Raw genomic sequence first — 23,984 nt, 5'->3', positions numbered from 1 at the left:
ATTAATGTCACAAACGAATGTTAAAAACGATAAAAACGACAAAAACGACAAGACACAGGGATAGTTATGTTTTCTAAAATTCTAATCGCCAACCGTGGTGAAATTGCCTGCCGTGTTGCAGCGACTGCCAAGCGTCTGGGTGTAAGCACCGTCGCTGTTTATTCTGATGCTGACCGTGAGGCCAAGCATGTCGCTGTCTGTGATGAAGCGGTTTATTTGGGCGGATCGTCTCCCAAAGACAGCTATCTTAAAGGCGACGCTATCATTGCGATTGCTAAAGAGACTGGTGCACAAGCGATTCACCCCGGTTATGGTTTTTTAAGTGAAAACGCGGATTTTGCGCAAGCCTGTCAGGATGCAGGTTTGGTCTTTATCGGTCCATCCGCTGATGCGATTCGCGCGATGGGCGGCAAGTCTGAGTCCAAGCGTTTGATGGAAGCCGCTGGCGTGCCACTGATACCAGGTTATCATGGTGACAATCAAGATGCCGAGTTTTTAAAACAGCAAGCGGATAGCATTGGCTATCCAGTACTGATTAAAGCCAGTGCGGGCGGTGGCGGTAAAGGCATGCGTATCGTTGAGCAGAGCAGCGATTTTATTGACCTGTTGGACTCCTGTCGCCGCGAAGCGATTACCAGTTTTGGCAATGATCAAGTATTGATTGAAAAGTACGCTCTAAAGCCACGCCATATCGAAATTCAAGTATTTGGTGATACGCATGGCAACTATGTGCATCTGTTTGAGCGTGATTGCTCGGTACAACGCCGCCATCAGAAGGTATTAGAGGAAGCGCCGGCACCGGGTGTTGACGCTACCATGCGTGAAGCGATGGGAACAGCGGCAATTGAAGCGGCGCGTGCGGTCAATTATTTCGGTGCCGGCACGGTTGAATTTATCGTTGAACAGCGTGAAGGTTCTATGAACTTTTATTTCATGGAAATGAATACTCGTCTTCAAGTAGAGCATCCGGTTAGTGAAGCCATTACTGGTGTCGATTTGGTCGAGTGGCAACTCTTGGTCGCCGCGGGTCAGCCATTACCTAAGCAGCAAGATGAGCTGACGATCAATGGTCATGCGATTGAAGCGCGTATCTGTGCAGAAAACCCTGACAATGGCTTTTTGCCAGCGACAGGCACTTTATTTACTTATCAAAAGCCTGAGCACAGTACCTTTGTTATTAATAAAAGCGGTACCGATGTACGTATCGATGATGGGGTACGCGAAGGCGATGTCATTAGCCCGTTCTACGACTCTATGATTGCTAAGCTTATCGTTCATGCGCCCACTCGCGAGCAAGCATTGGCGAAACTTGATCGCGCATTGGGACAAACGCGCATCGTTGGTTTGCCAACTAACGTGGCATTTTTGCGCTACATTCTTAATACCGAGTCGTTTAGTAAAGCCAACCTCGATACCGCATTGATAGAGCGTGAGGCGGACGAGCTGTTTAACCAGCATCCGCTTGAGTTATCGACGCTTGTTGTGACTGCCATCGCCCAGCAGCTTGCCAGTGAAGGGATTGCACAAGATACAGATCCGTTTAGTAAGCCTACTGGTTTCCGTGCTTATAACGCTTATGCGAGATCGTTTAGCTTGGTTTATGATAAGCAAGCGTACCAAGCACGTATTAGCAATTGGCACAATGCCCATTATTCTGATAGTAAAAAGGGTGCTGAAAATACCAGCAGCTTTACGTTGGTCATTGAAAAAGAGATCGCGAGTAACGACACTCAAGATAATGTCAATGTAGCCGCTCAGACAGAGAGTGTTTATGAAAGTGAAGTCAGCTACGCCAGCAGTGACGCACACAATCATACTTTATGGTTAGAAGGCGCACGTATTAGTGCTCAAAGTTGGGTACATAATGAGACCGTTTATGTGTTCACAGATAGCGGTCGGGACGAGATTACGCTAATTGATATTATGGCACATGTGGGCGAAGAGTCTGCAGCGGTCGGTAGTTTGAAGTCACCAATGCCAGGGCAGGTCGTTGCCTTCAAAGTGGCTGTCGGCGATAGCGTGAAGAAAGGCGAGCCACTCGCCGTTATCGAAGCGATGAAAATTGAACATACCATTACCGCGCCGACTGATGGTGTGGTAGCAGAGTTATTATTTGCGGCGGGCGACTCGGTTGCTGATGGTGATGAGTTACTGCGTATCGATACTGAAGCTAGCGAAGCTTAAGAACTGAAGTATAAGAACAATGAAAGGATAATAACCATGAGCCATTCGTATCCAGAGCACGTCACCATCGTTGATGTCAGTCCACGTGATGGCTTGCAAAACGAAGCAATGACGGTACCGACTGCGGTTAAACAAAGGCTGATCAACGATTTAATCGCAGCAGGCGTCAAAAAACTCGAAGCGACCAGCTTTGTCTCGCCAAAGTGGGTGCCGCAAATGGGCGACAATAGCGCACTGCTCGAAGCTTTAGAGCCCACACGTCATGCCGACGTTTGTTATTCGGTACTCGTGCCCAATGTGCGTGGTTTTGAAAATGCCATCGTACACCGTCCTGATGAAATCGTAATTTTTGGCTCAGCCAGTGAGACCTTTAGTCAAAAAAACATCAATTGCAGTATCGATGAAAGTATTGAGCGTTTTGCACCCGTTGCCGCTGCTGCAAAAGCAAAAGGTATCAAAGTGCGAGGCGTTATCTCTTGCACGGTCGGTTGCCCTTATGAAGGCGAGATTGATCCCAGCCAAGTGGCTTATGTCACTAAGCGTTTGGTTGAGATTGGTTCAGAGCAGATCGGTATTGCTGATACGATTGGTGTTGGTACACCGCTTAAAGTACAGCGCGCGCTACAAGCCGCACTGGAATACGCTGATATCAGCATGCTATCAGGACATTTTCATGATACTTATGGTCAAGCCGTCAGCAATACCTTGGCTGCCTTACAAATGGGCGTCAGCGAATTTGATACCTCAGTGGCGGGGCTTGGCGGTTGTCCGTATGCCAAAGGCGCAACGGGTAATGTCGCAACTGAAGATGTCGTTTATATGCTGCACGGTATGGGCATTCACACTGGCATTGATTTAGACAAGTTGGTCATGGCTGGTGAGCGTATTAGTGAGTTTCTAGGTCGCCGCAATGGGTCAAGCGTGGCGCGTGCGTTGATCAATAAGCGTCAGTCCTAATTAAATGCGCTAAAAATATAATGGCTTTAAAAATAAATTAACATTTAATATTTAAAACATCAAAATACAAGGAATAGTTATGAGTTTACCTGGATTGAATTTTCAGCTTGGCGAAGATATCGACGCATTACGTGATGTGGTGCAGCAGTTTGCAGCGAAAGAAATCGCCCCACGTGCGGCTGAGATTGACAGCAGCGATGAGTTCCCAATGGATTTGTGGCAAAAGATGGGTGATTTAGGTCTACATGGCATCACGGTTCCTGAAGAGTACGGCGGCTCTAACATGGGCTATGTTGCCCATATGGTCGCGATGGAAGAGATTAGCCGTGCTTCTGCCTCTGTAGCGCTGAGCTATGGTGCGCACTCAAACCTATGTATCAACCAAATCAAACGTAATGGCTCAGAGGAACAAAAGCAAAAATATCTGCCGAAACTCATCAGTGGTGAATTCATTGGTGCGCTGGCGATGAGTGAAACTGGCGCTGGCTCAGATGTGGTCAGTATGAAGCTAAAAGCCGAAGAAAAAGACGGTCATTATGTATTGAATGGTAGCAAAATGTGGATTACCAATGGTCCTGATGCGGACGTGATGATAGTTTATGCTAAGACCAATCCAGAGATGGGTGCGAAAGGCATGACGGCATTTATCGTGGAAAAAGGCATGGAAGGTTTTGGTACGGCACAAAAGCTCGATAAGCTCGGCATGCGCGGTAGTCATACTGGTGAGATGACCTTTAATAATGTTGAAGTCCCTAAAGAGAATATCTTAGGCGGTCTAAACGAAGGCGTCAAAGTACTGATGAGCGGTCTTGATTATGAGCGCGCGGTATTAGCAGCTGGTCCTATCGGCATTATGCAAGCGGTGATGGATAACGTTGTTCCGTACATCCATGATCGTAAGCAATTTGGTCAAGCGATTGGTGAGTTCCAGCTTATCCAAGGTAAAGTCGCGGACATGTATACCATCCTGCAAGCGGGACGTAGCTTCTTATACACCGTTGGTAAAAATCTCGACATGTTAGATCAACGCGGTGCTGGTCATAGTCGAGAAGTACGTAAAGATTGTGCCAGTGTGATTTTATGGTGTGCCGAAAAAGCCACTTGGATGGCAGGTGAAGGCATTCAAATCTTTGGCGGTAATGGCTATACCAATGAGTATCCGCTAGGTCGTTTCTGGCGTGATGCCAAGCTCTATGAAATCGGCGCGGGTACCAGTGAGATTCGCCGTATGTTAGTTGGTCGTGAATTGTTTAACGAGACCAAGTAAAAATTATTGAGGATTCGTTAGATAGTAAATTCGAAATAAAATGGATATAGTCAGTTCAAAATAAAAGCGATACGTTATAGCTATGTGCGACTGGTATAAATTTTCCTTGCTTGCTGTTATCACAGAGGCTACGAAAAATTCATCCCAGTCGCACTGTTTCGATTTTAAAGTAATTCTACTATACATTAATATCCTCGTGCTAATGGGCAAAATTTTTCTTGCGTGCTGTTCGCAGGCGTGACAGAGGCGACGAAAAACTAATCCCTTTAGCACTCTGTATTGGTCTCAAATCTAATAGACATAAAAAAGCAGTACGCTTAAAACGTACTGCTTTTTTTTATTTCTATTTTCTATCTTATAAAATCTTTCAAATTACTATGTCTGTTTACTATGGTCAAAATAGCGTGCCAGACCATTTAATAATAAATCATCGCGCAGGCGTACAGGGCGATTGACATGTTGCGCGATAATGGCTGCATCACCACCCGTCATAATGACTTCAAAGTTTGGATGACGGTTACTGATCTCATTGATCGCACCAACGATGGACAATAATATCCCGCGATGGACAGCATCTTGCGTGGTGGTGCCCTGACTGACACTATCAAAAGTACCGTTAGAGATGGTGATTTGCTTGGTACCAGAGAATAGGGATTCACGTTGCAGATAGATGCTTGGGAAAATATAACCCCCTAAATGCTCAGCGTGATCAATCAAATCAATCGTCACCGCTGTACCGCAGCCAATCACACATTGACGCTTTTTCTTATCAACTGCGCCCAGCATTTGTAGCCAACGATCGCAGCCGAGCTGCTCATCATTGTAGGCGCTACGCATCAATGGGTGTTCAGCATCAACATGGACAAACTCAAACGGAATATCTAGGCGACTTAACGTTTCTGATACTTTTACGTTCAACTCGTCACCCAGTACCGACGAGATACCGATAAAGTCGGGCGCATAACGCTCAAAGCGATCGGTCAGACCCATGAGTAATTCGGCCGGCGCTTGCAAATGCTGCTTGGCATCGTGCGCGACTATTTGCCCGATATCATCGGTGAGCCAGTATTTAAGACGGGTGTTTCCAAGATCTAACCAGAGCATAAAAATCCCTTTATATGGTGCTCGTTAAGTATGTGGTTTAAGCCTCACAAATCACATCAATACGCCCGGTAAAAAGCGCAGAAATCTTACCGTTATCTTCACGCAATTGCAAACAGCCGTTTGTATCAATACTGCAGGCGTCACCAGTGATGACATGCGCTTTATCATCATGGTCTTGGCTGACACGTAATCGCAGACCCGCCAATGCATCCATCGTTGCAAACTCTTGCAAAAAGCTGTCCAGATAATAGGTATGCCCAGTGGGTCTTTCTATATCAAAGTGCTCAAAGCGCGTCATAGCCGCCAGTAATGCTTTACTAATTTGCTGATAAAGCGTTTGTAAGGTTGGTAAATTGTACGCGTTATCTGATTCAAGCATGCCGTAAACATCTTGCAAGCTAATGGCTTGATAGCTCATGCCTTCACAAGTTTGCGCGGTTAGCTTTGGCGTGGCTTGTACATTCAATCCAACGCCCATGACCACGCCGACCAATTTTCCTGCCTTCCATACGGGTTCAATTAAAATACCAGCAAGCTTATTAAATTGGATGATTTGCGTGTCTGGTTCAGCTTTATCTGCTTCAGATGAATTTCTATAAAAGCCCAAATCATTGGCCCATTTTACGCCAATAGGAGTTAAACCTTGCGCGCGTAATTGTTCATTTAACCTTTGGATAATAGGCATTTTTGCCAACTCGACGCCGATAATTAACGATAATAAACCGCTAATGGGCATGTGTACTGGATGATATAACGACAGATAGACATTGCCGCGCGGTGATTGCCATGAACGACCGCGCTGCCCGCGTCCTGCGCTTTGGGTCTCAGCCGTTAATAGATGCAACTCAGTAGCGTCCAGCGTAGCATCTTGCACAGCGTCTATCAGCTCACTATTGGTAGAGGCGCTGCTGGTCACATGACGATGGGTAAGTTCAGGTAAATGGACGGAATAATTGGCTGGTGACGGCATAGATATAGATAACGGCATAAATTTAGTCGCTGTAGTTCATATAAGGTTTAATCGAGTCTTTAAGATAGCATTTGATATACTAAGGCAATTTTAAAAATGACAGCCATCGGCAGAATTGTCACGACTTGAATACTAATGACGCGCAGGCGCTGGTTATTATCATCTAAAAATAACCATTATAAAAGGTAGTACTATGATGTTGTATGTGTGGTTTGTCATTGCAGGGGCGTTTGCTGGCGTCAGCGCAGGTTTGTTTGGCGTCGGCGGCGGCATGATTATTGTCCCAGCATTGGTATGGATTTTTACCGCTTATGATTTTTCACCTGAAGTGGTGACTCATTTGGCGATTGGCACTTCCTTGGCGACCATCGTTGTGACTTCTATTAGCTCATTGACTGCGCATAATAAGCGCGGCGGTGTACGCTGGGAAGTATGGCGAAAAATGGCATTGGGCTTGGTTATCGGTAGTCTGGTTGGGGCAGGCATTGCCGATATGATTGACGGTAAGGTATTGCAAGCGATTATCGGTGTCGGCGCGTTATTGGTCGCTTTAAAGATGCTGTTCTTTTCTAACAAAGAGCAGTTAGGTAAGCCGTTACCGCCTGCTAGTGTACAGTTTGGCGCAGGAGCAGGTATTGGTATGGCATCGTCTATTTTTGGGATTGGTGGTGGCAGTTTGACGGTACCGTTTTTAAACTGGGCAGGGCTACCGATGAAACAATCGGTCGGCACTTCAGCGGCTTGCGGGCTACCGATTGCATTGGCTGGCGCGGCAGGCTTTGCATGGTTTGGTCAAGATGTGGCCAATCTGCCTGAAGGTACAATAGGCTTTGTCCATATCACAGGATTTTTATGCATTTCCGTCGTTAGTTTCGCGATGGCAAAAGTTGGTGCCAAGCTTGCTCATGTATTACCTGCGCTCACGCTTAAGCGTGCTTTTGGCATATTGTTATTATTTGCTGGCGGGCAGTTATTGTTAAGTGGAATTGGGGTAATTTAGGGCGATTTTTATTTCTTATCAATCGCATCAAGCCCTAAACGCATCCACTGTCGTGCCAGCTCGTCACGATCAGTGAGCATATTCCATAGCGCATCTTCGCTAAAGATTGAGTGCTCTTTACCTGAGTGATCAATGGGCAGATCCGCTTCACGATCCGCCATCCATTGCGGATTAAGATAGTAATCTTTCAGCTCGTTTAGCAAGGTTTCAGCTTGCAAAAACTGCTGCTGCGCCTCAAGCTGTTTACGATGTAGCTCACACCATTCTTCATATTTTTGTTGTAGTTCTTGCGGATTATAGTTAGTCATTTTAATTCTCTTAATTCTTAGTGTTTAGATTAATGATATTGATTTTAAGCCATATTATAGCATCTGTCACAAACCCTAAAAATTTAGCACAATTTGAGGTAGAATAGCCGCCTGTTTTTGCTAAGTTTATTGATCCTTCATGCGTCTAAAATCTCTAAAGCTGGCAGGCTTTAAATCCTTTGCCAATCCAACGACTTTTACCTTCCGTCATGGCATCACCGCCATCGTCGGGCCAAATGGCTGCGGCAAATCCAACGTCATCGATGCCATTCGCTGGGTGCTGGGCGAAACCTCTGCCAAGCAGCTACGCGGCGGGGCGATGAGTGATGTTATCTTTGCCGGTACGCAAGATAAAGCGGCCAAAAGTGTCGCCAGCGTCGAGCTGACCTTTGAGCATACGCAAGACGAGCAGACTGGTATTCGCCATGAGTTTAATCTCTATCAAGAGCTGTCCGTCCGCCGTCAGGTGAATTTGGAGGGGCGCTCGGATTATTTTATCAATGGTACGCGCTGTCGTCGCCGTGATGTGGTCGACGTATTCTTGGGAACTGGGCTTGGCGCGCGCAGTTATGCAGTCATCGAGCAGGGTATGATTGGGCGTATTGTTGAGTCTAGCCCCATGCAGCTGCGTGAGTTTATCGAAGAGGCAGCTGGGGTTTCTCGTTATCAAGCGCGCCGCGAAGAGACGCAAAAGAAGCTTGAGAAGACGCAGGATAATTTAGCACGTCTGCACGATATGCAAAGCGAGCTGGTCAGCCAACAAAAACGCTTATCTAAGCAAGCGGCCAGTGCTGAGCGTTATGAAGAGTTAGCGTTAACACTTGCTGATATTAAACAACAACTTGCCATTCAGCAACTGTATCAAGCAAAGCATAATCAGCAGCAGCAAAAAATCGCCCATGAACGTAGCGCTAATGAAGTCGCCACACTACAAGCCAGCTATGAGACTCTAAAAGCTAAGCAAGATAAGCTTGCTGACCATATCAATCAAGAGCAGTGGCTAAAAGACGATGCGCAAATTAGCCATTATCAGCAGCAGCTAAGCTATCAACAAGCTGAGCATGAGCTTAGCGATGCCAAATCACAATTAAACGTTATCGCACAGCAACTTACCAGCTTGGAGCAGCAGCGTGAGCAAGCAGTGGGTGAGATTGAGCGCTTAAAAGCTGAGCAAGTTGAGCAGCAAAACGTGCTAGAAGAATTGCGTCCGCAGCTAATTGAACTGACAAATAAACGTGAAGCGTATAAACGCAATGAGCAACCATTACAGCGCGCCTACCATGATGCGCAAAATAAGCTGTCACGCCTGCAAGATAATGCGCGTACGCTTGAGCAGCAGCAAGCCATTAATAACCAAGCGCAAAAACGTCATCAGCAAAACCATGATAAATGGCAGCGCCGCCAGCAAAACTGGCAGAATCTATGGCAGCAACTACAACAGTCACTAGCACCAGCTGCCAATACTGACAAGGCTGATGGTGATGGGCAAGAGCAGGCTGATGCGAATAATTTACAGCGCACATTAGAGACGCAAGTGACTGAGCTAAATAAACAGTTGCAGCAGATTGAGCGTCAACAAGATAGCGTTGATGAGCGCCTGTCTGAACTACAACCGCAAGTCCATGATTTACAACAACGCTTGAACATGCAGCAACGCGAGTTGAGCGAGGATGAAAAACGTCATGCGGTCTTGGCAGGGGAATACGATACTCTGCATCAAATATTGCATCCTAAACCACTACCAAAATCGCAACAGTCTGCTAATGTAAAAACTAGCAATGTAGTAAAAACTGACTTAGAAAATCAAGTATTAAATAACTATGACCAATTAGCTATCACCACCTTACGTGAGCAGATTGAGTTAAGCGCGAAAGGTCAGCAGCACGCAGAGTTACTCGATAGCGTATTGGCGTTATGGCTCGATAGTCATGTGCTGGTATCTAAACAATTAAGTAATGAAAAAGTTAACGGCGACGTTGAAAAAGAGAATAGCTTATGGCAAGCGCTTGAGCATGACTTAACGAGTTTGTTCACTTATCAGGCTGCAAAAAACGAACAGATTAATAAAAAGGACAATTCTTCAATAGAAACTGGTCATAGCTTGTGGCTATCTGCTAAGCAAAGCGAGATTAAAGACCATTTATTTATTAGCGAATTACCAGATACTTTAATTGATAAAATACTGCCTTTATCACAGCTGATTACCGCACCTAACTTAACGCTTTGGCAGCAATGTTATTTATATATCGCGCAATCTGAAATTAATAATCAGCAGACTCTTGATACGCTTGCCGATATTTTAAAAGCACTGCCATCATCAGCCATTTTACTAACCTCGGACGGTTGGCTTATCAGTCGTCAGGGTACGATTAATCTCAGCAAGTTTGCTGGGGCGCAAAATGGTCAAAACGATAGCAATAGCCAATTCTTAAGCCAGCGTTTACAGCAGCGCAGCCGTTTACAAGCGTTAGAAGATCTGCTTGATGAGTTTGAAACCAAAATACAAGATCAGCAAAAGGCTATTGCCAATGACCAGCGCAACTATGATGCGTTAACAGTTAGCGTAGAGGAAACGCGCGCGCAAGCTGAGCAATTAACCCGCGATAAGCATCAATACCAGCAGCAGCTTACCACTAAGCGCGCCAATGCTGAACGAATACAAGCAGACAGCCAGCGTCTAAATGCTGATAAAGTTGCTCTTGAGCAAGAACAACAAGAATTAGAGCAAGAGCAGCAGACTCTAAATCATGAGCAGCAGCAGATCCAAAGCGAGATAGCAGCGCTGACGCCGCAAATAGCCGACGCTCGTGCATTAAGTCAGCAATTGCAGTCCGAGCGCAGTGAGCTAAATCGTGCGCGCCAAACGGATGATGACGCTTGGCAAGCATTGCAACTTCGTATTCAACAAAGTGAGATGCGACTAGAACATAGCGTTAGTAGTCTTGAACGGGCAACTGCGCAGCATGAAAAATCGCTACAAAGCGAACAAAGTCTAAAAGCGCGTCATGAGCAGCAGCAAAACAAACTGCCAGCCTTGCAAGAAGCGTTACAAATTGCACAGACAGCGCGCGATGACCAGCAAGTAGTATTAACGACACGCGAGGCAGCATTAACGGCGCTTAAAGAGGAATATAGTCAGCAACAGGTCGAGCTAGATACACTGCAAAACGCCTTGCAAACGCAGCAAAGTGAGCTTGCCCGCCTCGCCACCGAGCTCGCCTTAAGCGCGGCGAGGTTAGAGGATGCTAGCAGCCATACGCAAGAAGCGCTAGATGCTTACTATAAAGTCAGCCATAAATATAAAGCGCAATCGGATATAGCGCAGCAGCCCCAGCATCAGCAACAAGTGATGAGTGTCTCAAACTTATTAGCAGATTTTATCGCTCATGATCGCCGTGTGCGTCCAGAAAAAATCGCAGAATTAAATTCTGAGCGCGCAAAGCTTGAGCAGCAGCTCAGTAAAATTGGCGCGGTCAATCTCGCTGCAGTAGCAGAATTGGCAGAAGTTAATGAGCGCTTAGAGCCACTCGCGCAGCAGACAGCAGACATTGCTGCTAGTATGGAGACGTTAACGGAGGCGATTGCCTCGATTGATGAAACCACCAAAATGCTATTTATGCAGACGCTTGAGGCGGTCAATAGCGAGCTTGCCAATTTATTTGCCAAAGTCTTTGGTGGCGGGCAAGCAAGCTTAACCCTCAATACTGACGATATGCCTGCTAATGCGCCAAAGTCAGAGCAGTGGCGGGCAGGGCTGACTTTAATGGCGCAACCAAAGGGCAAACGCAATAGTCGCCTTGCCGTACTTTCCGGTGGTGAGAAAACCTTGACCGCGCTAAGCTTAATTTTTGCGATATTTAAGCAGCATCCGGCCCCGTTTTGTGTGCTTGATGAAGTCGATGCGCCACTTGATGATGCCAACGTTGCTCGCTTTACTAGCCTCATTCATGAGTTAGCAGACGACTTGCAGTTTATTTTTATCAGCCATAATAAGCTGACGATGCAGATTGCCGATGAGCTAAAAGGTGTTACCATGCCAAGCGCAGGCATTTCTACCTTGGTTAGCGTCTCGCTCGATGAAGCCGCGCGTTACCTTTCTGATTAAGAGCAGCCCAGTAATAAAATAATTGATAACTGGCAGCCATTGCTAGTGGTATAGTTAGGGCTAGAATATAAAGTCACGCAAATATTTCGGGCTAATGATAAACGATGACTATATGGTGACGATATTAATCAGCCATGCTAGACTATTGCCATTTATTCACTCTTATATCTTCCCTTTTGTCATATATTAGGATGTATTTCTCATGACCGCTATCCAGTTTATATTAATCGCCATTGCCGCATTTATCGTGCTTGCAGGGCTATTTATGGTCATTCGCAGCTTTAAGCGTCGCAAAACTGCTGAGGCTGCCGCGGTCAATTATGATAAAAACGGTATCCCAATCATACCGCGCCACGAGCGCAATATCGTTGATCAACCAGACTTAGACGATACGGTCGCGGGCGAAACCAGCATCGGCCCTGATCGCAGTTATTTGGATGCGGTCGTTGAAGAAGAACCTTTGACCCAGTCGCATACCCATGTCGATGCACAGCTAACGGCTGGTCGTGGCGAGATAAATGACACTAATAATGACGTTATAGATGACGCCGACTATGCGCGCTGGCAAAATGAGCAGCAGCATGCTGATGATAGCGAGTTTGTATCTACTGCTGAGCAGATGAATATCGAACAAGAGCCAGATGCGTTTTCAAGCTTGGTCTCTGCAACCGACAGCCTGATGCCAGTGATTGATACCGCAGACGAGCCAAGCTTTGATAATAATAGCCCGATACTCGATCAGCATCTCTCAGAGCCGGTTGATGAAGCGCAAAACGGTCCGTTAATCAATGCCAAAGACAACATCAACATTACTATCTTGCCGCACCAATACCGTGACCGCCCCGCTGCGATTATCCGTGGTCGCGATTTACTAGCGTTAATTGATAAATACGGTCTACGCTATGGCGCGATGAATATGTTCCATCGCTATGAGCAAAAAGACGGCACTGGCATGCTGTGGTTTAGTATGATGGGCATTACTGATAGTGGTATCGCGCCTTTTGACCCGCATAGCGTGGCGACCAATACTTATAACGGCGTGGTGGTATTTTTATCCTTGCCGCACCCACAAGCGCTGCGTAGTTTCGATAGTATGATGAGCATCGCCTATATGATGGCCAGTGATTTGGACGCCGTTATGCTCGATGAAGAGAACGAACCAATTACTCCGGAATACAAGCAGCAGTTGCGTAACCAAGTTCGCGATTATGAAGGTTAAAGTCTAAATAGATAAACAGTTAAAATTACTTCTAAAGGCAAATAGCGCTTGATGTTATTTGCCTTTTTTAATTTTCAACTTTTAATTGAAGAGCGTATCATTCGCCCGATTTTCTATCAACTTGGTTTTCTACAGAATCGATTTTCTACAGAATTAGTTTTCTACAAAATCATATCCGAGCATCCTGCAAACTTGTTATCATATCGGCATCTTGAATCGCAAAAAAAAGACGCCGACTATGACTGATCCTATCGCACCGCTTACCTCTAAAGACATGAATAAAGAGATGAATAAAGACAGTAATACTGCACAATCTGCAAGCAATGATGCTGCTATCGCCACCCAAATGCGCACGCTTATTGATAATTTAAAGACGCATAATTATGCTTATTATGTGCTCGACAATCCGATTTTAGAAGACAGCGAATACGATCAGTTGCGTCGCTCTTTACTTGAGCTCGAAGAACAATATCCAGATTTGGTACAGCCTGACAGTCCGATCAATCAGGTTGGCGATATGCCACTGTCAGCCTTTACCCAAGTTACCCATGATATTCCGATGTTGTCACTGGGTAATGTTTTTGATTATGACGAGTTGCATACCTTTATGCGCCGCGTTAATGATCGACTCAATGATGCGCAGAAAAATCCTGAATATGAGATGGAGCTAAAGCTTGATGGCTTGGCGGTGTCACTCAAATACGCTTATGGCAAATTTATCCAAGCAGTGACACGCGGTGATGGGCAAACGGGCGAGGATATCACCCAAAATGCCAAAACCATTCGCAATTTGCCGCTTTGGCTTACTGCTGCAAGCGATATTCCATTACTGGAAGTGCGTGGTGAAGTGCTGATGCCAAAAGCCGGCTTTGAGCGTCTGAATCGCTTAGCGGAAGAAAAAGGCGATAAAACCTTTGCCAATCCACGTAATGCCGCCGCTGGTAGCTTACGTCAGCTTGACCCCGCTATTGCTGCCAGCCGTCCGCTGGCATTTTACTGCTATTCAGTCAATCAAGGTCTACCTGAGACTATCAAAACCCAATCAGCCGCCTTGGCTTGGCTTGGTGACATTGGTTTTAGCGTCAGCGCGGTGAGAGTGGTAAAAAACCCACGCGAAGCCCAATCCTATTATGAGTCGATGATTGAAACGCGTAGTAAACTGCCGTTTGAAATTGATGGCATGGTCATCAAGGTTAATAACTTGGCATTGCAGCAGCAGCTTGGCTTTTTATCGCGTGAGCCGCGCTGGGCAACCGCCTATAAATTCCCTGCCGAAACGGTCATGACGCGTCTAAACGATATCGAATGGCAAGTCGGACGCACCGGACAAATCACCCCAGTTGGTAAGTTAGAGCCAGTCAAAGTCGGCGGCGTTACCGTCAGCAATGTTACCTTGCATAACTTTGGTGAAATTCAGCGCTTGGATGTGCGCGCAGGCGATATGGTCAGCGTCCACCGTGCAGGCGATGTCATCCCCAAAGTCACCCGCGTTTGGACAGATCAGCGTCCAGCAGATTCAGAACCTGTTAAATTGCCATCGACTTGCCCTGTATGCGACTCCCCTGTGGTATTGCCTGAAGGTGAAGCGTTGGCACGTTGTACCGGTGGTTTATTTTGTCCGGCGCAGCAGCAAGAAGCGCTTATTCATTTTGTCTCGCGTCGGGCGATGGATATCGATGGCTTAGGCGCAAGTTGGCTGATTAGCTTTTTTGAGCACGGTTTGGTCAAGACCGTCGCCGATATCTATCAGTTGCATAAACATCAAGACGAGCTGATTACGCTTGAAAAACTAGGGGAAAAATCAGTACAAAATATCCTCAGCGCCATTGAAACCAGTAAACAGACGACACTCGCACGCTTTATCTATGCGCTTGGTATTCGCGGCGTCGGTGAGACCACGGCGCAGAATTTGGCACAGCAATTTGGCGACCTTGATAGCCTGATGGCAGCAGATATCGACAAGCTCCTACAAACGCCTGACGTTGGCGCAATCACCGCTGAGCTTGCTTATAAATTTTTCCGTGCGCCGCACAATATCGAAGTCATCACCGCACTGCGCGAAGCGGGCGTGCATTGGGATAAGGTTGAGCAAGTGGTGGCAGAGGGATTGCCGCTCGATGGGCAAACATGGGTCATCACTGGCGCACTTGATAGCATGGCGCGCGATGAAGCCAAAGCCAAACTGCAAGCGCTTGGTGCCAAAGTATCAGGGAGTATTTCGGCAAAAACCACTGCACTATTGGCAGGTGATAAAGCTGGCTCCAAACTGACCAAAGCAGAAAAATTGGGTGTGAAAGTGGTGGATGAAGAAGAGTTCTTGGTGTTGGTTAGGGAGTAGGGCAAGTCCTTGCCATTAAAAGAGGAAAAAGACAGAAACGGAAAAGCATGGCCTCAGCATCGCTTGCTTTAATAGTGGGCAAATATGCGGGTCATGAGCCGTCTTTCTTTAATGGTTCACTCGGCGCTCGTCCCTCGCGCACAGTTTTCCTGTTGTGTTCGAGCCTCGTATTGACATTTTGTTATTCACTCGCGTAAGATAAAACTTTGGATATAAAAGTGTAGGGTGCGCCCCGCGCACCTTTAAGAAACGGATTTTAAATTTATGTGTATTATTTGAGAAATAGATTAGGCGTAAAATAATCCCGTTAAAGTAGTATGTTCAATTTATTGTTTTTTATGAATTTGTTAGTGCGCTGGGCGCACCCTACCATCACTAAACCAATCTATCCGAGACCATCTGATACGTGGGTAGGCCTATGGGAACCAAATGCTAAATAAAAAAAGTCTAGATGATATTAGGTACATATTAGATGATCCAACCGTAGATATTCTTACAAAAAATAGGGTAGCTTTGTCTGCATCAAAAACTAGAGATAATAGGATTCTAGAAAGTTTGCATAGACTAATTGTTATGGAAAATAATGTTAACTGTAGAGGTACATTTGTTTATTGTCTTTTAGAGTTTCCTGGAGCTCTTTCATTTGACTTAGCCGTTGATTTACTGATTAGCGGTAACTTTGAAGTTGCCCACCATGCTTTTGAAATTATTGATAGTATTGACGAACCTTTAAGTGGCGGAAGAGTTGTAAAAGCTTATAAAAAATTGACAAATTTTATAGCTCATAATCAAGATATTGTAGATTGGAGAAAGTCTCTAATTAATGATGCTGTAGATATGTTTACTTGAGATATTTGAAGCAGAGGTAGGGTGCGCCCAGCTCACCAGATAAAGCAAACTACTCCAATCTATCTGAAAAATTCTCCGTAAAATCCATCGAATTGTTACCCCAATCTTCCATATAAAGACTTTGCTTCACATAACGATGAAAGCTTGAATATGGCCACTCCGACACTTTACCAACCAATCCATGTTTAACAGGATTGAAATGTAGATAATCCATATGTCTTATAAAATCAACTTCATCCTTTATCTGATGCTCATAAAATCGCCGTTGCCAAATACCTCTTTCGTTTCTTTTAACTTTTGAACGGCTTAAATCATCTATTGGTAAATGATATTGCGGACAAGCTTGGGTGGTTAAGCGTTTGATCTGCGACCAACGCATACTATAATTGGCCTCGTCAGTAGGCATTCTCCAAATACAGTGTAGATGATCGGGTAGTTGCACCCATGCAATAATTTCAAAAGGATATTGTTGTTGCACCTGTTTGATACTTTTCTTAAATGCTTGTAAGAAGTCATCTTCGCACAGTATGTTTCTTCGATTGTATGACACCAAAGTAAAAAAGTAAGTAGCGCCTTTCGTGTGTGAGCGGATGTATTGTGACATTTGTATTTGCCGTATGAATTTTGATATTTTATCGGTGCGCAGGGCGCACCCTACAAATTAAACTATTCTTGCACCTCTCCATGCCCCTTCACATCACTTTTCTTACCATCTGGCTTAATTTCAATCGGCAATACTAGCCCTTTCGCAAAGTCATCTGACAGTACATAATCATAGCGACTGGCAGCGACATCAGGCGTGGTATGGATGACAAGCTTCATCTCTTTACTATCAATGATTTCATGTGAGGTATAGCTATCGCTAAGCTGATCGAGCAGCTTTGATAGCGCTTCATTGCTTGCCATACTTATCGTCAGATTGTGCTGCGCGGTGGCATTATCCACATCGAAATATTCCGCATAATCGCGCACATTTTGGCTATCGAGCGCAAACGGATATTTATAATTGGCAGGGTCAACAGCTTTTTCGCCGCTTGCGACCAATGACCAATCAATAGTATTAACTTTTGCCGCCTCAGGTGTTGCTGCGGTTACAGAAGTTTTATCAGAACTATCAACGCTATCAGTGCCATTAGAATTGTCAGCGCTATTATCGCAGCCCGTTAGCGCCAACATACTCGCAATAGCCATTATCATCATACTTAATAAGCGCTTTACCATTGAGTTATCCTCTTTATTTATGAGTCATAAGCTATTTTTATAGATGGGCTATTTTGACAGCTTTCAGCGTGCTTCTCTAGCTAAATGCTGCAAAAGGCTATTTCTTATTATTATCAAACGAGAGACAACTGGGATAAAAAATAACGTATTGGCAAGGATGTTTTTAAGCTTACAGCCATAAAAAAACAGCCACCGTTTGATGACTGTTTAATAATTATTATGCTTTAGTTTTAATATCTATATCAGCTGCTTAAATTTGGCAGTTTACTTGGTATTCTTTACCGTCAGCCCATTTCATCGCAAAGATACCTTTATCGCCTTTCATATGCCATGCATAGACGACTTCAGAGTTTGATTCGTTGACATAGCTTGCGGTATCACCTTGGACGCCACCATTTAGGATAATTGGCTGATTTGCCCAGTTCACTTTAGGTAACGTCGCGTCTAGCATGACTTGTTTTTTATTGATTGACTGTTTTGCCAAGATTTTGCTGCCATCAGTACAAGTATAAGGTGCTGGCGCCATACGGTCATAAGCGACATCGGTCACGCTTTCTGAAGCAGGGGTTTTATTTGGGGTAGTAGGCGCGGTAGTCGCACATGCGCTTAGTAGAGCAAGAGTAGGTAGGGCAACAGCAAATTTAGTTAGGGTGTTCATGGTTGTCTCCAAAATTATATCATTTATAATATATTTATTTTTAACTAGGCGTTTTACCTATACTTTTTTAAACTATGCTTTTTGAACAATGTATTTTTTCACTATGCGTTAAGCATATAGCGCATATGTTATCGAAAAGGCTTTCCGCATAATGTTAGAAATTGTTTGTTACGTGTTCACTAAGTTACTAAAACACTGACTAATGTAACGCTGCACTTAACAGCCTTTGTAAAATAGCTAAGCTTAAATTAGTGAAGCGGCAAATATATCGCTATGGAAATAGGCGAAGAAGTCAGCCGACTTTTATCAAAAATATAAAATATCAAGAATATAAAAAAGCGCCTATCGACTGATGAGTCGATAGGCGCTTTGGTTTGAGCTTAAGTAAATATTTCTAACTTATTTAGCCACAATTACTAATAGCTATTTCACTTACAGCTATTTAATTTATTTGGTCTTACGCGGTGGCAGACCAGTATGCTGCGTTTGAAAGTTACCTTTGCTGACTTTCTTGGTATTCTTACTAGATGTGTTTTTGCCCGAAGTGTTTTTTGCAGCGCTAGGACTATTATTGCTGCGCTTCACTGAGTCATTACCCAAGCGGCTGTTCTTTTTACGCGCCGATTGGTAGCTATCTTGCGCCGCATCGCGACCTTCTAAACTGGCATTAAACGGCGGGATTAAGCAGCCACGGTTTTTACCAATCAAGTCACTGCGTCCCATATCTTGCAGCGCTTTACGCAATAGTACCCAATTTTTTGGATCGTGATAGCGTAAGAAAGCTTTATGTAATTTACGTTGCTTGCCAGATTTGACGATATCCATGTCACCTTCGTCACGGCTGATTTTATGCAGCGGGTCTTTATGGGTATGATACATGGTGGTCGCGGTCGCCATCGGGCTTGGATAAAACGCCTGTACCTGGTCAGCGCGGTAGCCGTGGCTTTTTAGCCACAGCGCAAGGTTCATCATATCTTCATCTTTGGTGCCGGGATGGGCGGCGATAAAGTAAGGAATCAGATATTGCTCTTTGCCTGCTTCTTGGCTGTACTGTTCAAACATGGCTTTGAATTTATCGTAATTGCCCATGCCGGGCTTCATCATTTTTGACAGAACCGCTTCTTCAGAATGCTCAGGGGCAATCTTTAGATAACCACCGACATGATGACTGACCAATTCTTTGACATATTCAGGGTCTTTAATCGCTAAGTCGTAACGCAAACCTGAGGCGATAAGGATTTTTTTCACGCCTTTGATATCACGTGCTTTACGATATAACTGAGTCAAATTACTGTGATCGGTAATCAGGTTTTCGCAAACATCAGGATAGACGCAAGACGGCTTGCGGCAGTTTTTCTCAATGGTCTCATCTTTACAGTTGAGGCGATACATATTGGCTGTTGGACCACCAAGGTCAGATATCACACCGGTAAAGTTTGGCGCAGTATCACGAATCGCTTCGACTTCACGCAAGATAGATTCTTCTGAGCGGTTCTGAATAATACGACCTTCATGCTCGGTAATTGAGCAGAACGTACAACCACCAAAACAGCCGCGCATGATATTGACCGAAAATTTAATCATGTCATAAGCAGGGATGCGCGCATCGCTATAGCTTGGATGCGGTAGGCGTGCATACGGCAAATCAAAGACGTAATCCATCTCTTCGGTTGAAAGCGGAATCGGTGGCGGATTGAGCCAAACGTCAATCGAGGTATGTGAGTTACCGGCACCGCTACTATGACGCTGCACTAGCGCACGCGCGTTACCGGGGTTGGTCTCAAGGTGTAAGATACGGCTGGCATGCGCGTATAAAACAGGGTCAGATTTGACGTGTTCGTAATCCGGCAGACGAATAACGGTTTGTTCACGTGGCGGCATTTTAATTTTATGCTTACGTGCTGTCATCGGTTTATTAAAGCCGCGCATTTGTACCACTTGCGTCTCTTCGTCCACTTGCTCAGCATTCAATACTTTATTGGTCACAGGTTCTGCAACAAAGCCCTGATACTGCGCGGACATGCCTGTCATAGCTTGTCCGACCGGTGAGTCAGATGGCTTTTCTTGTTCAATTTTGCAGCTATCAACGTCTTCGGTCATCACGTATGGATTGATAATTGGATCGACGCGACCGACGGTATCGACATCATTACTGGCAACTTCGGTCATGCCTGCTTGCCAATGGCGACGAGTCGGGGTCAATAAATACGCTGTACCGCGCAGTTTGCTCATTTGCTCAAACGTGTAGCCTTTTGATAGACCATGTACCACATCGACGATGGCACGCTCAGCGTTACCATACAATAAGACATCGGCACGGGCGTCGATCAAAATACTGCGGCGGACTTTATCTGACCAATAGTCATAATGCGCGATACGACGTAGACTGCCTTCGATACCGCCTAAGATAATCGGCACATCAGGATAGGCTTCACGGCAGCGTTGGCTATATACGATGGCGGCGCGGTCAGGACGTTTGTCCGCGACGTTGCCCGGCGAGTAAGCATCATCGCTACGGATCTTACGATCAGCGGTATAACGGTTAATCATGCTGTCCATGTTGCCGGCGGTCACACCATACGCGTAAACCGGTTTACCAAGCTCCATAAAGGCATCTTTGCTCTTCCAATCTGGCTGGGCAATGATACCGACGCGAAAGCCTTGTGCTTCTAATAAGCGGCCGATAATCGCCATGCCAAAGCTTGGATGGTCGACATAGGCATCGCCTGAGATGATGATGACATCACAGGCATCCCAGCCCAAATCGTCCATCTCTTTGCGGCTCATCGGCAAATAAGGCGCAGGCTCGTAGCAGCTCGCCCAATGTTTGTCGTAGTCGTAAAGTGGTTTGGTGCCTTGTTTAAAGGCGGTACGGGCGATGGTATCGGCAGACATGAGCGGACCTGTTAATTAGAAAATGGCACTAAAAAAAGCCGTTATTTATCAGAAATATTAACGGCTAATTTAAAAGCGCTCATTTTAACATGAATTACGCTCAGGATGTGAGTGCTGATTAGTACTAATAAGAAGATAAGTAATTGATAGTAGACAATAAAATTAAACGCGTGGTAAAAACTGCGATATAGTAGACATTAATAATCCTCCTGATGAGGAAACATCATGCTTGCGATGCTGTTATTGGTATTTTTTATGCCGTTAATATCCATTATTCACTTGATAGCAGTGGTTAGCTTTCAAAGAAACAGCTTATATCGAAGTAAATCATTCACAGTCAAACATCTTTTAGTGGCGCTTTTTTTCCCAGTAGCTGGAATGGCGTTAATTACATTTGAGTATTTGATGAATTTGAGTAAAGGCGGTATTGATTTCGGCTCATTCTTATTAATTATATCGCTCTATGGGCTATTGGCTGTTATTTTTGCTGTGCCGTATTTGCTTTATTTAAGAGCGATTAAAAGCTAACCTTACTATTCATTTTTTAATCGCTATCAATCGAGTAAAATCTTCGTCCCACTCTTCGTAAAATTCATCACAAATTGGCTTTTAAAGCTACGTACATTATTCTCGTAAGTCAGCAAATTACGCGTAAATCCATGATAGTCATTCATATTTTTGGCATTGACCATCAACATAAAATCTGCATCACCCGACACTTCATAACAGCTCATCACCCGTGGCTGATCATGCATTAAGCGCTCAAATCGATGCTGCATCGAGGTATTGGAGCGCGACATCTCTATCATTACCACCGCCGTAAGCCCGTAACCCACTTTATTTGGGTCAACGATAGCGACTTGTTTGGTAATTATTCCGTTATCTATCAATGCCTGAATGCGGCGCTGAGCCGTAGCGATAGAGACATGCACGCGTTCTGCCACCGTTTTTAACGGTAAGCTCGCATCGTCCTGTAGCAAATTTAAAATGGCTTTATCGGTATTGTCTAAAATATGGCTCATAGTATTTGGCTCTAAAAATCATAATTATTTAAAATCTATTATAAATATTATCGTTATAAATTATGAATATAAGAAAATAGTCATAATTTAATCATAAAATAGATAGTTTTACTCATAAATATGTCTATATAGAGATAATTTCTCTTTATGCCACCGTAAAATACACCCTATCAATCCAAACCGGCAAGCAAAATAAAAAGCAGTTGGGTTATCTAACGTTTATTTATATTTACGGTGTTTACTATGTCTCACTCAACGCTATCTCATGTTTTTGCTAATACGCTAGAAAATACGGTTTCGCGTCTGCCATTGCCTGCGGTGTGGACAGCTGGCAGCAAACAACAGCGCACGCTAATCATGGGCGTGGCATTGGCGATATTATCAAATCTGTTGTTTGGCGTACTTTATGCTTATAGCAGTTTTTTAGCGCCGTTATCTGGGACGCAAGTATTTATCTGGCGGATGCTGGCAATGTGGGCCGCGCTAATCGGCTATCTTGTGATTAGTGGGCGCTTGGGTTTGCATATTAATAAGTTGAGAGCGCTCCGAACCGTTAAGCAGTGGGTATGGTTACTATTGCCTACACCGATATTTTTAAGTCAGTTTTGGCTGTTTATGTGGGCGCCAGTTAACGGTCAAGGCGTAAAAACGGCAATGGGTTATTTTCTGTTTCCACTGATGATGGTTATATTTGGCTGCGTCTTGTTTGGCGAGAAATTAAGCCGTCTGCAATGGTTGGCGGTTGCTTTTGCCGCTGTCGGTGTGGGCAGTGAGATTGTGCGCACGCAAAGCATATCGTGGGCGACGTTATGGGTTTGCGGCAGCTATCCTATTTATTATATTTTGCGCCGTTTGCAAGGTATCGGTGCGATTACTGGATTGTTGGTTGATTTGACCATCTTTGCGCCGTTTGCGCTAGCCTATTTATTATTCATTGCGCCGAGCAGTTTAGAAATAGTTGGCGGTTCTGGCTTTATTATCATGATGCTGACAGGATTGGGTGTGCTTAGCGTGATTGCGATGAAAACCAATGTCGATGCCAGTCAAATGCTACCCGTCAATGTCTACGGTATGATGAGTTATATAGAGCCCGCTTTATTATTTATCTTGGCCATTACGATATTGGGCAATCCTTTTGAATCAGCGATGATTTATAGCTATGGTCTGATTTGGTTGGGTATAGCTTGCTTAATTGTGCATGGTATCCGTCAATTACGCCGCGCTCATAAGCAGTCGCAGTTTAATAAAACAGCCCAAACGGTTTGAAAATAGATGCACTAAATTGATTGATTTAACTTATTTGCCAAATAAAAAAGGACGATTCAACAGTATGCTGAATCGTCCTTCTTACATTAGATTAAAATGAATCGCTGATAGCGTCTTTTAATCTAAATGCTGTTTAAAGCCGCGCTGCTTATCACGTTCCCAGTCGCGGTCTTTAAGGGTTTTACGTTTATCATGCTGTTTTTTACCTAATGCTAGGGCAATTTGGCATTTCACCAGCGAGTTTTTCCAGTAGCAAGATAACGGCACACAAGCATAGCCTTTTTGATTGACCGCACCCATAAGTTTTTCGATTTCGCGGCGATTGAGCAGCAGCTTACGGGTACGGATGCTATCAGGGCTCACATGCGTTGAGCTTGAGAGCAGCGGCTGAATATGGGCACCAAACAAAAACGCCTCATTATTACGAAAGATAATATAAGCTTCGGTAATGGTCATTTTACCGGCACGAATGGCTTTAACTTCCCAACCTTGTAACGATAGACCTGCCTCAAACGTCTCTTCAATAAAATACTCATGACGAGCTTTTTTATTGGCGCAAATTTGATTGTCAGGTTTTTTTGATTTTTTTGACATAATTTCTCCATAAGGACTTTAATATAT

At 44.7% G+C, this 23,984-nt stretch carries 19 protein-coding genes; 10 read left to right on the top strand and 9 right to left on the bottom strand.

The genetic code is table 11. The annotated features are described in order from the left end of the window. The first annotated feature begins 66 nt into the window (after positions 1-66). The 3 genes from JMX94_RS00490 (at position 67) to JMX94_RS00480 (ending at position 4,408) form a co-directional block, all read left to right on the top strand. Positions 67-2,184, top strand: coding sequence for an acetyl/propionyl/methylcrotonyl-CoA carboxylase subunit alpha (locus tag JMX94_RS00490; RefSeq protein ID WP_201562281.1), 2,118 nt, complete (start codon positions 67-69; stop codon positions 2,182-2,184). Between the two features lie 36 nt (positions 2,185-2,220). Continuing rightward, positions 2,221-3,141: a hydroxymethylglutaryl-CoA lyase gene (locus JMX94_RS00485; protein ID WP_201562279.1), complete on the top strand. Its 921-nt coding sequence runs from the start codon at positions 2,221-2,223 to the stop codon at positions 3,139-3,141. Positions 3,142-3,220: 79 nt separating this feature from the next. Then, a complete protein-coding gene (locus tag JMX94_RS00480; RefSeq protein WP_201562277.1) occupies positions 3,221-4,408 on the top strand; it encodes an isovaleryl-CoA dehydrogenase in 1,188 nt (395 codons plus the stop codon). 375 nt (positions 4,409-4,783) lie between these two features. On the opposite strand, the gene JMX94_RS00475 is transcribed toward JMX94_RS00480, so the two are convergent. After that, positions 4,784-5,512, bottom strand: coding sequence for a pantothenate kinase (locus JMX94_RS00475; protein ID WP_201562275.1), 729 nt, complete (start codon positions 5,510-5,512; stop codon positions 4,784-4,786). Positions 5,513-5,549: 37 nt separating this feature from the next. Continuing rightward, positions 5,550-6,500: a biotin--[acetyl-CoA-carboxylase] ligase gene (locus JMX94_RS00470; RefSeq protein WP_201562273.1), complete on the bottom strand. Its 951-nt coding sequence runs from the start codon at positions 6,498-6,500 to the stop codon at positions 5,550-5,552. A 178-nt stretch (positions 6,501-6,678) separates the two neighbouring features. Here JMX94_RS00470 and JMX94_RS00465 point away from each other — a divergent pair, with 178 nt between their 5' ends. Continuing rightward, on the top strand, positions 6,679-7,482 hold the full coding sequence (locus JMX94_RS00465; RefSeq protein WP_201562443.1) for a sulfite exporter TauE/SafE family protein: 804 nt from the start codon (positions 6,679-6,681) through the stop codon (positions 7,480-7,482). Positions 7,483-7,490: 8 nt separating this feature from the next. Here the strand turns inward: JMX94_RS00465 and JMX94_RS00460 are convergent, their stop codons facing one another. Further along, positions 7,491-7,790, bottom strand: coding sequence for a DUF4298 domain-containing protein (locus JMX94_RS00460; RefSeq protein WP_201562271.1), 300 nt, complete (start codon positions 7,788-7,790; stop codon positions 7,491-7,493). 139 nt (positions 7,791-7,929) lie between these two features. Between JMX94_RS00460 and JMX94_RS00455 the strand changes: the two genes are divergently transcribed. The 4 genes from JMX94_RS00455 to JMX94_RS00440 all read left to right on the top strand — a co-directional run bounded on the left by JMX94_RS00455 (position 7,930) and on the right by JMX94_RS00440 (position 16,301). Next, positions 7,930-11,895: an AAA family ATPase gene (locus JMX94_RS00455; RefSeq protein WP_201562269.1), complete on the top strand. Its 3,966-nt coding sequence runs from the start codon at positions 7,930-7,932 to the stop codon at positions 11,893-11,895. Positions 11,896-12,097: 202 nt separating this feature from the next. Beyond that, a complete protein-coding gene (locus JMX94_RS00450) occupies positions 12,098-13,114 on the top strand; it encodes a cell division protein ZipA C-terminal FtsZ-binding domain-containing protein (RefSeq protein WP_201562267.1) in 1,017 nt (338 codons plus the stop codon). A 238-nt stretch (positions 13,115-13,352) separates the two neighbouring features. Next, positions 13,353-15,452, top strand: a complete 2,100-nt coding sequence (gene ligA, locus JMX94_RS00445) for an NAD-dependent DNA ligase LigA (protein ID WP_201562265.1) — start codon at positions 13,353-13,355, stop codon at positions 15,450-15,452. Positions 15,453-15,881: 429 nt separating this feature from the next. Then, positions 15,882-16,301 (top strand): hypothetical protein, encoded by a 420-nt coding sequence (locus JMX94_RS00440; protein ID WP_201562263.1) that lies wholly within the window; start codon positions 15,882-15,884, stop codon positions 16,299-16,301. A 49-nt stretch (positions 16,302-16,350) separates the two neighbouring features. Here the strand turns inward: JMX94_RS00440 and JMX94_RS00435 are convergent, their stop codons facing one another. From JMX94_RS00435 to JMX94_RS00420, 4 genes are all read right to left on the bottom strand, one after another. Beyond that, positions 16,351-16,905: a transposase gene (locus tag JMX94_RS00435; RefSeq protein WP_201562261.1), complete on the bottom strand. Its 555-nt coding sequence runs from the start codon at positions 16,903-16,905 to the stop codon at positions 16,351-16,353. Between the two features lie 62 nt (positions 16,906-16,967). Then, positions 16,968-17,522 carry a hypothetical protein gene (locus JMX94_RS00430; protein ID WP_201562259.1) on the bottom strand — a complete coding sequence of 185 codons (555 nt, stop codon included), beginning with the start codon at positions 17,520-17,522 and terminating at the stop codon, positions 16,968-16,970. A 250-nt stretch (positions 17,523-17,772) separates the two neighbouring features. Beyond that, positions 17,773-18,180 (bottom strand): hypothetical protein, encoded by a 408-nt coding sequence (locus JMX94_RS00425; RefSeq protein WP_201562257.1) that lies wholly within the window; start codon positions 18,178-18,180, stop codon positions 17,773-17,775. A 447-nt stretch (positions 18,181-18,627) separates the two neighbouring features. Then, positions 18,628-21,075 (bottom strand): YgiQ family radical SAM protein, encoded by a 2,448-nt coding sequence (locus tag JMX94_RS00420; RefSeq protein ID WP_201562255.1) that lies wholly within the window; start codon positions 21,073-21,075, stop codon positions 18,628-18,630. 225 nt (positions 21,076-21,300) lie between these two features. Here JMX94_RS00420 and JMX94_RS00415 point away from each other — a divergent pair, with 225 nt between their 5' ends. Further along, positions 21,301-21,603, top strand: coding sequence for a hypothetical protein (locus tag JMX94_RS00415; RefSeq protein WP_201562253.1), 303 nt, complete (start codon positions 21,301-21,303; stop codon positions 21,601-21,603). 26 nt (positions 21,604-21,629) lie between these two features. On the opposite strand, the gene JMX94_RS00410 is transcribed toward JMX94_RS00415, so the two are convergent. Next, entirely contained in the window at positions 21,630-22,097 is a 468-nt protein-coding gene (locus JMX94_RS00410; protein ID WP_201562251.1) for an Lrp/AsnC family transcriptional regulator, read from the bottom strand. 243 nt (positions 22,098-22,340) lie between these two features. Between JMX94_RS00410 and rarD the strand changes: the two genes are divergently transcribed. Next, positions 22,341-23,363, top strand: a complete 1,023-nt coding sequence (gene rarD / locus JMX94_RS00405; protein WP_201562249.1) for an EamA family transporter RarD — start codon at positions 22,341-22,343, stop codon at positions 23,361-23,363. Between the two features lie 117 nt (positions 23,364-23,480). On the opposite strand, the gene smpB is transcribed toward rarD, so the two are convergent. Next, entirely contained in the window at positions 23,481-23,957 is a 477-nt protein-coding gene (gene smpB, locus JMX94_RS00400) for an SsrA-binding protein SmpB (RefSeq protein ID WP_201562247.1), read from the bottom strand. Positions 23,958-23,984 lie beyond the last annotated feature (27 nt).

It is taken from the genome of Psychrobacter sp. CMS30 (assembly GCF_904846565.1).
Taxonomy (GTDB): domain Bacteria; phylum Pseudomonadota; class Gammaproteobacteria; order Pseudomonadales; family Moraxellaceae; genus Psychrobacter; species Psychrobacter maritimus.
This window is presented reverse-complemented; position numbering and strand designations above follow the sequence as displayed.